Below are 9,685 nucleotides of genomic sequence, written 5' to 3'. Positions count from 1 at the left end.
CCGAAGTTGCGTGATCTTGATGAAGTCCAGCGCCCTGACCAGCACACTTGCGGCGGACCGTATTCGCTCTACTGGCTACCGTTACTGAAGGTAGTCGATCTATCGCCTGAAGGTAGTCGCGTGGTCAGCGTTTCCGCAGCATACGCCGGCATTGGCCGTGTTCGCGGTGGTCCTCGTGAACCGCAGGCCGTCACGGACCGCGATGGGAGACCGCGAGGCGCGAGCTGATCGTCTTACTGTCTACCGCTCGCCCAACGCACACCAAAGTTCCAGGTAAAGACGATATTGATCTTTGGCGATCCGTAACTTCGGCCTAGGAGGGGGCCAGCCGGCGCCGATGGTGGCCAGCCGGGTGATGATGTCCCAGTCGTCGACCAGCTCCGGATCGGCTGGCTCCCAGCTCACCGGTAGGGGATAGGGCTCGTTGAGTCGCCGGATCGCGGCCTCGTCTTCCCACTGGCGGCGCACCGCGACCTGCAACTGGTCGGCGATCTCGTGCAGGTCAAGCCCCTGACGACGGGTGGGGAAGGCGGGTGCGCTCGGCGGCTTGTGTCGTCCTCCGCGGGCGGCCTTCAGGAGCTGGTCGCGTGCTTCCTGGGGGGTCCGTCCGAAGATGTCGACGCTGATCATCTGGTGGAGCAGCCCGGGGCGATCGCAGTCTTCTACCCTGACGACGAGCAGCTTGCGCTGTTCGCCCAGCGGGTCATCCCGCCAGGCTTGTTGCCACTCGGCTTGCGCATAAGCCTCGGCCAGGTAGGCCATGGACAGAACGGCGATGGTCCGCGTCGCTTTCTGCACCGCTTGGTGCATCTCCTGGATGACATGCGTCCCGGCGACGAAGTCCCACGCCTTGATCACGGTGGTGTAGCCGGCCTCCTCCAGTTCGAACGCGATCCATGTTGCGTGCTCTTCATCGTGTGGCGCGTAGGAGATGAAGAAGTCGATCTTCTTGCCGGTGGCCGGATCCTGGCTCTGGTTCATCAGACGCTCCCGGCGCCGGGCAGGAGCGGTGTCAGCGCGTCGGGGCGGCTGGTCATGTCGAGTTGGAAGCGTCTGCAAAGGTTGATATGGGTCCAGAACGGGGCAGAAGGCCGCGCCGGTCGGCGGCTGTCAGCCACGTCGCCCAGTCGATCGCCCGGACCCGCTCGAGCTTGGAGACCTCTGTCAGCAGCGTGTCCAGACCGAGCTTGCCTGGGCCCTGCTTACCTACCGAACACTTGCGGAAGCCCAGCTCCTCGCAGATCTTCACCCGGTGACGCTTCGTTTGCCGGCTCGACCAGTCATACCCGGCGAGCACCTCGGCATCGACGTCCAACTGCTCAGCGACGTACGCCACTGCAGTCTTCGGGATCTCCCCGCCGTGCCCCGAGAACCGAGCCTCCAGCTCGAAGAATTCCCACAACAACGTGAACGCCAGCCGCGACGCCCCCGTCTTGTTCCGCAGCAGACGCCATTCACCATCGAGCAGCGTCCAGCACTTGATCAACTCGTCAACAGTCCACCCACGTCGCACCGAACAGCCCCCGTGATCACTCGGCACGCGATCAGCGTAAGGCTACGCCCCTATCGCCCTACTGGGGTGGAATTAAGCCACTACAGCGAGCTACGTGTCGCTTCATAGCGGCGACCCGAGCCCCGGGCCATGGTCACTGCACTCGGTCTCGGGTCAGTGCACCTGGCCGACCGAGCCGCATTGATCGCGCCGGTGTGGCGGCGGCGCTACTAGCCCTGATCGGTGCGGTGGTACGCCAGTGGCTGCCAATCAACATGGCCTTCCTCGGTGGATCGACGATCGCCCCAAAAGATCGAGCCTCGGCCAACGATTCCGCGGGGTCGCGCCGTCGGGGTGAGGGGCGTGCACGTCCGGCAGGCGGCGTAGTGCTCGCGGTAGAAAGCCTGCCCGCGGCGTTGACCGGCTGGGCCGGCACCGGCCGCCGCCGACCTTCTCGATCATGATGGTCGGCTCAGGACGAGCCGGACACCGTGGTGAACGCAGCTCGCCATGATCGGCACGCAGACCAGCAGGTGGAAGCGCCGAGTGCTGATCGACATAGGTGTCCCGGCCTCCTGGCCGGCGATGTCGAAGCCACCGAGCAGCCACGGCACTCATCCCGCGATCGTCATCGCCCGCATCTCGTTGACCGCGACCCGGCACGGCCAGCCGCGACGCACCCGGAACCGGGGCCCACAGGAACTCACCGAGAGCAACCTCCACCCGCCCGTGTCGGATGCTCCGACGGGGTCCGCCTTCGGCTGAAAGGCGCAGGTCAGTCGCATGCCCAGCACCTGGACCCGCACGACCTCCGTCTCACTGATGTGGCAACTCGCGGCACGTGCGAGCAACCTAACGTAACGGTGGGGGCGTGTGGTTTATGCTACTTGCGAGATTGCAGGTTGCGAACTCGCCATGTGCTGGGACGTGTCCGGGGCCCGGGTGCTGAGCGCGAGGACGAAGGGGGGCGCCATGCCCAAGTACGTTCCTGACCCGGCGGTACAGCGGCGCCGTCTCCGAAGTGAACTGCGTAAAGCCCGGGAGGCCGCTGGAAAGACGCAGAAGGCCGTCGCGGAGGAGATGGACTGGTCGCCATCGAAGCTGATCCGAATCGAGACGGGCCTGGTCAATATAAGCACAAATGACCTAAAGGCGCTCCTCCAGAGCTATGGTGTTTCCCCTGATCGAATTCCTGCCCTCATCGAGACCGCGAGGGCCGCACGGGAACAGACTCCGTGGAACGCCTATAGGGGTGTAGCATCGCCGGAGCTTATTTCTTTCTTGGGCTACGAGTCTTCGGCGTCGATTATCCGATCCTTTGAACCGGTGCTAATTCCTGGGCTACTCCAAACCGAGGAATATGCTAGAGTCGTTATTTCCGTTATTCTCGAACAGCCGCCCGACTCGCGGGATGTAAGCGATCTTGTAGAGCTCCGCATGGACCGTCAGGAACAGGTTCTGCATCGTGACTCTCCACCTGAATGCCACTTCCTCTTGGATGAGCCCGTACTTCTCCGTGCGGTCGGGGGAAAGAGTGTCATGCGGAGGCAGCTCCGCCAACTAAAAGAACAAGCGGAGCAGTCGGAGATAACGATCCGCATCGTTCCCTTGTCCCACGGTCTATACGAACACGTGCGTGTCCCGTACACCTTGCTCGAGTTCCCGGACCCAGCAGACGAAGACGTGCTGTACCTGGAAGACGCCATCGATGAACTAATAATTCGAGAGAACTCGCTAGACGAGACTACTAAGATCACTCCCGTTACTCCCACCCACTATCTTGGGCACTTCTGGGAATTTGAACAGCTGATAGACAAGGCTGATACATCGGTCGCCATTGATAGGGCGATCAGTCTTTTTGAATAACAGGCCGCAGTCGTAGGCCTGCCCCTCGTAACAGTTACTCACTGCTGCGTTGACCCCGACTGGCGCAGCCCAGAGCGATAACTAGCTGACTGCTCAGCGCCCAGATGCAACCTAGCAAACGGCCTGATGCAGAGGTTTCTCGCGGCGATCCGCAGGTCTGGGGCTGGCGACCTTTCCGGGGCCGGCGGCGCAGCTCAGCGCTCCCTGACCAGGCTCAGACCGATGCATGCCCCCGCGCTGGGGCGGATGGTCTCTGCCTGCGCTACTCTTCGTCGACCGGGCTGAGCCGAGGTCGTCTGCGAGGAGCTGCCGATCTACAAGATCGAACGATCCCAACCCGCTGACCTGGGGCGACGTCAGCCCCAGGTCAGTTGGGGGGGATGGGTCCTTAACTTCGGGATAAGGGAAAGATTGGCATGGATGCGCGAGGAAATGTGTCGGAGAGGGTCAGGGAAGACCCCCTTCTTGATTGGCGGAAGAGTTCGGCGAGCGGGTCCTCTGGTTGCGTTGAGGTGGCTGCTACCGCAAATGAGATCTTCGTCCGCGATTCGAAGAATCGCTCTGGTGCGGTTCTGCGGTTCACCAACGTCGAGTGGCTGGCATTCCTGACTGGTGTACGCATGGGAGAATTTGACCCCGAGCCAGCGAGCTAGCGAGCTAGGGGGTAAGGAGCGAATCCCGGATGCGGCGCGAGAGTTTGAGCATCGATCAGGGGTGTGTTTACCTGCGAGCTACGAGTCGGAAGAAGTAGCGCCACGACCCTCGCGCTTCATGCGAATCAGGTAGCTGACCCGGTCTTCGTCAGTGACCCTGTAGTAGCTAAGGAGCGCTCTGAGGTCCGTGGTAGAGATACTTACTCTACCTTTCTCGATTCGATAGATTTTGGACTCGGACCAGTCCATTTCTTCGGCAACCTCTCTCTGCGTACGCCCTGCTTGTCTCCGCTCCTCTCGCAGTTCAAGTGGCAACGACGTTCGACTTCTAATGGAGGTCTTACTCGCGGCCACGTTAGCCATCCTTTCGAGTAGACAATAAATGTCCGCAGGTGGGGGTCTGAGAGGCGACCCCCACCTGCGGCGCTTACGGGCTCTGGATATCCGCTACCTCATGGCGACGAGCAGTGTCATGACTGGAACCGACCCTACGTGGATCACCACCGTCGCTGTAACGGCTATTACAACGACGGTGCCGCAGAGTCTCAGGTTCTTTGGCCAGTCCCGAACCGCCGTCCTGGCAAGTCTCGCCACCCGCCTTGAAATCCGCACCGCGTCCTCACCTCCTCTCGATGCGAAAGTATCCATGGGATCCCCTCCTTACGCCCGATGGGCATAGATCGCGCGTCAAGCGTACTACCCTGTGTTCGGGTGCCCCGGAGAGACGCACATTGGGATGACATCGATAGACGAGTGCCGTAGCGGGATATCTCATGTAGATGTCGCTCGACTCACAAGCGTCCACTCGGACGAGTCGCAGGCGGCCAGCGCGCCGTCGGTCGTATGCCCCGCCGGGTGACGACAGTGCACGCGCTGGCTCAGCGCCACTTGGCAGTACGCCACCTGCAGGTGCATGATGTCCCTGCTGGATACCCGCTGTTCATGGTGACGAGCAGCGTCGGCTCCGCCCTAGCGGCTACTAGCGGCGGGCCACAGGGGTGTCCTCAGAACCCCAAGGTTTTGAGGACACCCCTGTGTTATGGCGGCTTGTACCGTGGCCAAGCCAAGTGACTGGCCAGGTGAAGCATGCCTCTCGGACCCAGCTGCTGGCCGACTGGGAACCGGCCAGACGAGTTGGACGCTGAAGGCCGTCCTCGCGCTCGCCAACGGCGCCGAGGTCGGCTGACGTGGGCGCATGTGCCACCTCCCCTCGTCGGCCCCGGGTCGGCCGATCGCCGTCTACGACCCGTCCGGCGCCGCCACAGTCACGGCGCCGCCGTGGCCCACGTGCGCCTTCGTCGTGAACTGCTGGGGTCAGGTCGTCCTAGTCGACCGGCGACGTGACTCGGAGCGGGGACGGCAAAGACGGCGCGAGACGAACAGGTGTGGCTATGAGCGTTTCTTCTGACCCCCAGCGGATCTCCGAAAGCCGCCCCCCTGCTTGCGCAGGGGGGCGGCTGTCTCCGTTGGTCCATGGCGAGTCCGGGTCAGCTGTAGGCGCGGCCTCAACCGGGCCGGGACCGCCGCCAGACGGCGTCAACCCGAGGTCCGGTCAGGCCGGTGGGCAGCCCGGCTCGACGCCCATCGTGCCTGTCGTGTCACAGAAGGTGTCTCTGTTGACCTGCCAGCCGGCAGCGGTACGGGTGACGATGGCATTGCGGTAGTAGGTCACCCGGATGGTCCGGGCGGGGGTGCCCGAGGAGCCGGCGGGTATCGGAACGTCGTACGTCAGGTTGAAGATGGCGGTGGCGGTGTTGGGGTCGATCAGCTCGATCCGCCCGGCCTCGGCGTTGGTGGGGGGCTCGATCTGGGGGCCGAGCTGAGGGTTGCCGGCGAGCAGGCGCGTGTGGGTGGCGGTGAGCGCGTCGCCGCCCTGCACGGACGCGGCGAACTGGTCCGCGGTCACGCCGGGGCTGAACGCGTTGTGGAGCGCGCCGAGTATGGCGGTCCTGGTGGCGGCGTCCGGTGCTGGTGGTGCCGTCGGGCTCGGCGGCCGGGTGCCGAGCACGAGTCCCTCGGCGACGTGCTGCAGCGCGGCCAGGTCGGTCGGGGCGACGGTAGCGGACTCGACGGTGAGCAGGGCGCCGGACGGTGTGGACCAGGCGAGCAGCGCGTCGTAGTTGTAGTCCCCCGGGGCACCGGCCCATGCGGGCAGGCCCGGGTCGTCGACGGTGGCGAGGATGGCCGGACGCCCGTTGACGGTCCGCGCGGAGGTGGTGACCTTGCCGTGCGGTGAGTTGGTGAGCGTCGGGTCTTTCATCGCTTTGGTCAGCGTGTCGAGGCCGGTGCCGTCCGGCGGTGCCCACGAGACGGTGATCCAGAGCTGGTCGGGCTCGGCCTTGGAGCCCGGGCCGGTGGGCGATGGGCTGTGCGTCGCCGGTGTGGCGGACGGGCTGGCCGCGGTGAACTGGCTGAGGAACACGCCGGGGGCGAGACGCAGACCTTGGATGGTCAGCCACGGGGTGTCGACGTCTCGCCGGTAGAACCGGATCGGGCCGAGGGGGCCCTGCTGCGGGGAGGTGTCGGGGACGACCGCGTTGTCGACCGTGTGGGTCATCCCGGAGGGCAGCCAGGTGGCGGTGACGCCGCCGTAGGAGGGACCGGCCGAGGCCGCCGTGGGATCGGCCTTGGTGTCGCCTCCTGTGATGGCGAGCAGCCCGAGGGGGAGGCCGGCCAGGGCGAGGACGAGGACGAAGGCGGCAGCGATCCGGCTGTGGGCGCGGCGCCGGTGAGCTCCGTCGCGGATCCGGTCGGGGAACGCGGGGCCGAGGCCCGGCGTCGGCCGCTGGTCGGACAGGGCGCGCAGATGGGACCGCAGTTCGGGCTCGGTGAGTGTCATGGCTGGTCTTCTGAGGGTCACCGCTGGTCTCCCTCGGCTTGGGGGGCCGCCGCGAACCATGGCGTGGGCTGGCGGCGGGTCTCGTTGGTCAGGATGTCCGAGCGGGCCGGGTGCCGGCCGAGGGCGCGGAGGTGTTCGCTGTCGCGCAGCCGGGCCAGGCCGCGCGACGCCTGGGAGCGGACCGAGCCGACAGAGCAGCCCAGCGCGGCGGCGACGTCGACTTCGGATAGGTCCTCGACGTAGCGGAGCACGACGACGGCGCGTTGCCGGGGTGGCAGGGTGGCCAGTGCCCGGATGAGGCTGGCACGTTGGGTGAGCTGGTCGGCGTGGTCGACGGCGGGTGCTGCGACGTCGAGAGTCCAGGGCCCGTCGTCATGCAACGGCACCTCGATGACACGGACGCGCAGCCGTCGCCAACGGCTGGTCGCACCGTTGACCAGCGCGCGGCGCAGGTAGGCCTCCTGATGGCCGTCGGTGATGCGGGCCCAACGTAGGTAGGTCCGCTCAAAGGCACCCTGGACGAGGTCCTCGGCCGCGGCTCGGTCGCCGCCGACCAGAAGAATCGCGCTCATCAGGAGCCGGTCGCCGACTGTGGCGACGAACTTCTCGAAGTCCTGTTCCTCATCTGCGTGCACCCCTCGCCTCCTCGAGATGACAGAAATGCTCCTGTTCTGACGCATTCAGGCCGGCTTTCGATGAGCGTCCTGGAGGCTGTCGAGAAGCGCGAGGTGCGCGTGATGATCAAACCGATCTGGCGGACGTACGCGGCGCACCCGCCGCAGCCGTCGATAGGCCGCTGCGGGCGAGGTCGGCGACCGGCGGAGATCGCGTCCCGAGGCCCCTGTCTCGAGGACCCCGCGTTGACACACCCGGGCGTCGTCGGGAACGCCTACGCCGTGCTGTCCTTCGGTGAGCGGGTGTTATCGCCGACGGCGGGGAGCTGCCGAGCGGGGCGGTGCCGAACGCATGTGGTCGCGCGCCGGGGCCAGCAGGTCAGCTCCCTCGGCGAGGCGGCCGGCGACCGGCTGAGCGCCCTGTACAAACTGATCGCGCTGCACGGCCTGCGGCGCAGGGAAGCCCGCGGCGCGGCATGGGAAGGGCTCGACTGCCGCGCCCAGCCGGGCAGCGCGCGGCCGAAAAGATCAGGAACGCGGTCCCGCGTGCCCACATCGATCACCGGCGACGAAGTGACGCAAGGCGCCCCGGGAACCATGCAGGTCAGAGGCCTGTGAGCGGGTGGGCCGTCAGGGACTCGAACCCTGAACTCGCCGGTTAAAAGCCGGCTGCTCTGCCAATTGAGCTAACGGCCCGCCGACTGATCGTACCCGGACAGGCCGGGGTGCTGGTGGCTTCGTGTGCGCTCAGGTCGGGCGGAGGGTGGGCTGGCCGGCTGCCAGGAGACGGACCTTCTCTCGCTGGTCTTCGCCGGGCGGGGGCGATCTTCGGCGCGGTGGCCGGCTCGTCCCGTCCAGGCCGGTGATCGACGGGCGCGCCGAGACGCGTGCTGGTGATGTCCTCGGGGGGCCGTTCCGGATCGGAAGTGGCTGGATCAAGGGCCGTCCGCGGGAAGCGCGGCCGGCTACCACGCCGGCCAGCTACCATCCGTGAACATTTCCGACACTCTGGGTGCAAGTCGGGCTACCTGTTCGGGCGGATCCGGTTAGTAGCCGGGATTTTGGGCACCGACCCGGCTGAACTGATGTGGAGGGAGCCGACCGATGAGCCTCACCGGAGATACCGGATTCAACCGTGCCAGAGGGAGCTGGCGGATCCCACGAAGCCGCGGCGCCGTCGCAGGTCTGCTGCTGATGGTACTAGGCGCGTGGGGCGCCCTCATCCCCTTCATCGGACCCGCCTTCGACTTCGGGTTCGGCGGGACTCAGACCTGGAGTTGGACGTCGGCGCGGTTCTGGCTCGAGGTGTTGCCCGGCATCGCCGCCTTCGTCGGTGGACTGATGCTGGCGGTCAGTGCGAACCGAGGAACGACGATGCTCGGCGCGTGGCTGGCGATCGCGGCCGGCGCCTGGTTCGTCATCGGTCCGACCCTGGCCACGCCGTGGCACCTGGGCAATCTGGGCACTCCGATGGGCAGCACCGGCCGGCAGGCCGCGACCTGGCTGCTGTTCTTCTACGCGCTCGGCGCCGCGATGCTGTACCTGTCGTCGACCGCGCAGGGTCGACTCAGCGTGCGCAGCCTCCGCGACATCGAGCATGCCCAGATGCGCGCGCAGCGCAGGATGCTCGCGCGTGAGGCCCAGGGCGGCGGCCGGTTCTTCGGCGGTGGCGGCCGGGCGCGGCAGCCGGAGCGGGAGCCGGAGCCGGCGCGGACGGGGCGCGCGGACCGCGATGAGCGTGACGCCGCGGCCTCGACCGGGCGCACTGGTCGTAGCCGGCGAGCCGACCGGGCGGATCAGACCGTGGATCGGGACGTGTACCCGAGCGACTCTGCCCGCACCGCCCCGTCCGACCGCGCCGAGAGCGTCCGGACGGACCGGGTCGAAGGCGGGACGCGGCGCGAGGGCCAGACGACCAGCGAGCATGACGTCTACCCGAGCGACTCCGCCCAGGCCGACGATGCCGCGCGTGGCCGTCATGAGGCGCCGCATGAGGGATTCGGCGGGAAGATCGGCCGGACCCTTGCCCGGCACGGTATCGGTGGTCGGCACCAGGACTGACGGCCATAGGGCGGGCGGGGTCGTCTGAGACGGCCCCAAGCGCCACTACCAGGCCGGATTAGGACCCCATCGGTCACTAATGGCAGTGGCCATGGTTCCCAGCGGTCCCTGTCGGAGCGGTGAAGCCGCTCCGACAGGGACCGCGCCTGTTTGTCGTGTC

At 66.4% G+C, this 9,685-nt stretch carries 10 protein-coding genes and 1 tRNA gene; 5 read left to right on the top strand and 6 right to left on the bottom strand.

The annotated features are described in order from the left end of the window. Window positions 1-240: 240 nt before the first annotated feature. Both BCD48_RS54450 and BCD48_RS37000 read right to left on the bottom strand, forming a co-directional pair. Window positions 241-981 (bottom strand): toll/interleukin-1 receptor domain-containing protein, encoded by a 741-nt coding sequence (locus tag BCD48_RS54450; protein WP_071053046.1) that lies wholly within the window; start codon window positions 979-981, stop codon window positions 241-243. 52 nt (window positions 982-1,033) lie between these two features. Further along, complete coding sequence (locus BCD48_RS37000; protein WP_071053045.1) at window positions 1,034-1,486, bottom strand: DUF4158 domain-containing protein; 453 nt, start codon at window positions 1,484-1,486, stop codon at window positions 1,034-1,036. A gap of 516 nt (window positions 1,487-2,002) precedes the next feature. Between BCD48_RS37000 and BCD48_RS36995 the strand changes: the two genes are divergently transcribed. The 3 genes from BCD48_RS36995 to BCD48_RS47795 all read left to right on the top strand — a co-directional run bounded on the left by BCD48_RS36995 (window position 2,003) and on the right by BCD48_RS47795 (window position 4,011). Then, window positions 2,003-2,257 carry a hypothetical protein gene (locus BCD48_RS36995; protein WP_071053044.1) on the top strand — a complete coding sequence of 85 codons (255 nt, stop codon included), beginning with the start codon at window positions 2,003-2,005 and terminating at the stop codon, window positions 2,255-2,257. A 207-nt stretch (window positions 2,258-2,464) separates the two neighbouring features. After that, on the top strand, window positions 2,465-3,358 hold the full coding sequence (locus tag BCD48_RS47800; protein ID WP_157910607.1) for a helix-turn-helix domain-containing protein: 894 nt from the start codon (window positions 2,465-2,467) through the stop codon (window positions 3,356-3,358). Between the two features lie 416 nt (window positions 3,359-3,774). After that, window positions 3,775-4,011, top strand: coding sequence for a DUF397 domain-containing protein (locus BCD48_RS47795; protein ID WP_083419766.1), 237 nt, complete (start codon window positions 3,775-3,777; stop codon window positions 4,009-4,011). Between the two features lie 78 nt (window positions 4,012-4,089). Here the strand turns inward: BCD48_RS47795 and BCD48_RS56090 are convergent, their stop codons facing one another. From BCD48_RS56090 to BCD48_RS36975, 3 genes are all read right to left on the bottom strand, one after another. Continuing rightward, complete coding sequence (locus BCD48_RS56090; RefSeq protein WP_083419765.1) at window positions 4,090-4,374, bottom strand: helix-turn-helix domain-containing protein; 285 nt, start codon at window positions 4,372-4,374, stop codon at window positions 4,090-4,092. A 1,189-nt stretch (window positions 4,375-5,563) separates the two neighbouring features. Then, window positions 5,564-6,850: a hypothetical protein gene (locus tag BCD48_RS36980; RefSeq protein WP_071053041.1), complete on the bottom strand. Its 1,287-nt coding sequence runs from the start codon at window positions 6,848-6,850 to the stop codon at window positions 5,564-5,566. 17 nt (window positions 6,851-6,867) lie between these two features. Further along, window positions 6,868-7,485 (bottom strand): SigE family RNA polymerase sigma factor, encoded by a 618-nt coding sequence (locus BCD48_RS36975; protein WP_071053040.1) that lies wholly within the window; start codon window positions 7,483-7,485, stop codon window positions 6,868-6,870. Window positions 7,486-7,710: 225 nt separating this feature from the next. Here BCD48_RS36975 and BCD48_RS52695 point away from each other — a divergent pair, with 225 nt between their 5' ends. Then, window positions 7,711-8,082: a hypothetical protein gene (locus tag BCD48_RS52695; RefSeq protein WP_198543551.1), complete on the top strand. Its 372-nt coding sequence runs from the start codon at window positions 7,711-7,713 to the stop codon at window positions 8,080-8,082. A gap of 5 nt (window positions 8,083-8,087) precedes the next feature. Here the strand turns inward: BCD48_RS52695 and BCD48_RS36965 are convergent. After that, a tRNA-Lys gene (locus BCD48_RS36965) sits at window positions 8,088-8,160 on the bottom strand. Between the two features lie 408 nt (window positions 8,161-8,568). Here BCD48_RS36965 and BCD48_RS36960 point away from each other — a divergent pair. Beyond that, entirely contained in the window at window positions 8,569-9,525 is a 957-nt protein-coding gene (locus BCD48_RS36960; RefSeq protein WP_071053038.1) for a hypothetical protein, read from the top strand. Window positions 9,526-9,685 lie beyond the last annotated feature (160 nt).

The sequence above is a fragment of the Pseudofrankia coriaricola genome, from assembly GCF_001854805.1.
GTDB lineage: Bacteria > Actinomycetota > Actinomycetes > Frankiales > Frankiaceae > Pseudofrankia.
This window is presented reverse-complemented; position numbering and strand designations above follow the sequence as displayed.

Coding starts and splice junctions, on each gene's coding strand:
- BCD48_RS36980 (WP_071053041.1), bottom strand. CDS start 6,850: ATGACACTCACCGAGCCCGAACTGCGGTCCCATCTGCGCGCCCTGTCC.
- BCD48_RS54450 (WP_071053046.1), bottom strand. CDS start 981: ATGAACCAGAGCCAGGATCCGGCCACCGGCAAGAAGATCGACTTCTTC.
- BCD48_RS36995 (WP_071053044.1), top strand. CDS start 2,003: ATGATCGGCACGCAGACCAGCAGGTGGAAGCGCCGAGTGCTGATCGAC.
- BCD48_RS47800 (WP_157910607.1), top strand. CDS start 2,465: ATGCCCAAGTACGTTCCTGACCCGGCGGTACAGCGGCGCCGTCTCCGA.
- BCD48_RS36960 (WP_071053038.1), top strand. CDS start 8,569: ATGAGCCTCACCGGAGATACCGGATTCAACCGTGCCAGAGGGAGCTGG.
- BCD48_RS47795 (WP_083419766.1), top strand. CDS start 3,775: ATGGATGCGCGAGGAAATGTGTCGGAGAGGGTCAGGGAAGACCCCCTT.
- BCD48_RS56090 (WP_083419765.1), bottom strand. CDS start 4,374: ATGGCTAACGTGGCCGCGAGTAAGACCTCCATTAGAAGTCGAACGTCG.